Genomic DNA, 1,495 nt, shown 5'->3' with positions numbered 1-1,495 from the left:
CGCCCAGCGCTGGCAGCGCCTGGACACCGAGGCCACCCGCGCCCACGACCGCCACCGTGCCTTCGCCGACGAGCACCAGCGGCTGGAGCAGCAGCTGCAGCGCGCCCGCAGCGACAGCGACCGCGCCGCACACGAATGGACCGCCCGCCGGCGCAATCACGTGGCCGCGGCCGGGCACAGCCAGCGCCAGCGCCACGGCTTTCCGCCGCGCTGGATCGCCCCGGCCACGCGCGAGGCCCTGGTGGACGAATACGTCAACGACACCCAGGCCCGCCTGCGGCTGCAGTCCGTGGAGCAGGAGCTGGAGCACAACACCTGGGAGCAGGACGCCACGGTGGAGGAGCGCCACCGCCGCATGGAGACCACCGTGCGCGAGCAGACCCTGAGCCTGTCGGACCACCAGGCCAAGAATGCCCAGGCCGGCACCGCCGTGCACAACGCGCGCGAGAGCTACATCGAGGTGCTGCGCAGCACCGTGCGGCGCTACCGCAAGAACATCCAGGAGCTGGGCGCCCTCGCCGGCGTGGAGGTGGCGGCCGACCTGCCGCTGCTGGAGAACGACGACACCGTGCTCGCGCAGGCGGGCCTGAAGGTGCACTTCGCGTTCGACGGCAAGGGCAGCATCGGCATGAACGACGGCGAGGCCTCGGGCGGCCAGCAGGTCATCAAGTCGCTCATCCTGCTCGTGGGCCTGCTCAAGGACGAGGAAAGCGGCTCGGGCGGCTTCGTGTTCATCGACGAGCCCTTCGCCCACCTGGACGTGCGCAACATCCAGCTGGTCGGCCACTTCCTGCGCTCCACCCAGGCGCAATACGTGCTGACCACGCCCATCACCCACAATCTGGAAGTCTTCGAGCCCGCCGAGATCACCCTGGTGACCAGCAAGAAACCCCAGGGCTCGCGCTGGGCCCCACCCATCGCCGTGGCCAAGCGGCGCGGCGTGCCGGTGCTGGAGCCGGTGCCCGCATGAAAGATGCCATTGCCATGACCCAAGACCCCCACGCTGCCCTGCAAATCCAAAGGCTTCTGCCTGCGCAGTGGAAGGACGCCTATCCGGTGATGGCGCAGCTGCGCGCGCTGGACGAGGCCGAGTTCCTGCGGCGCGTGCGCCAGCAGTCGTGCGCCGGCTATGAACTCGTGGGCGCCTACCAGGGCGGCGCCTTGGTCGGGGTCATGGGAATGCGGCCCGTGCAGACCCTGGCGCGCGGGGCCTACCTGCATGTCGATGACCTCGTGGTGGATGCCACCGTGCGGGGCAGCGGCGCCGGCCGGGCGCTGATGGCCTACGCCGAAGCCGATGCGCAGGCACGCGCCATGGCCCTGGTGTTCCTGGACGCACGGCCCGAGGCCATCGCGTTCTACGAGCGCGGGGGCTATGCGCTGCACCCCGCACCGTCGATGAAGAAACGGCTCGCGGCCGTCCCCTGACAGCGACAGGGCAGGGCCCGCGTGGCAAGGCCGGGCCAGAGGGATGGGTGTAAACCCTCCCATGGCG

Annotated in this window: 1 protein-coding gene and 1 pseudogene; both read left to right on the top strand. The window is 70.6% G+C overall.

Annotation, left to right across the window (positions count from 1 at the left end):
- Positions 1 to 970 (top strand): annotated as a pseudogene (locus tag AC27KI_RS24625) (AAA family ATPase); the annotation flags it as partial.
- 14 nt (positions 971 to 984) lie between these two features.
- On the top strand, positions 985 to 1,428 hold the full coding sequence (locus tag AC27KI_RS24620) for a GNAT family N-acetyltransferase (protein ID WP_487116391.1): 444 nt from the start codon (positions 985 to 987) through the stop codon (positions 1,426 to 1,428).
- Positions 1,429 to 1,495: the final 67 nt, after the last annotated feature.

Source organism: Acidovorax sp. KPB24-03, from assembly GCF_057546605.1.
Note: the sequence above shows the minus strand (reverse complement) of the source record. Positions and strands in the feature narration are given on the sequence as shown.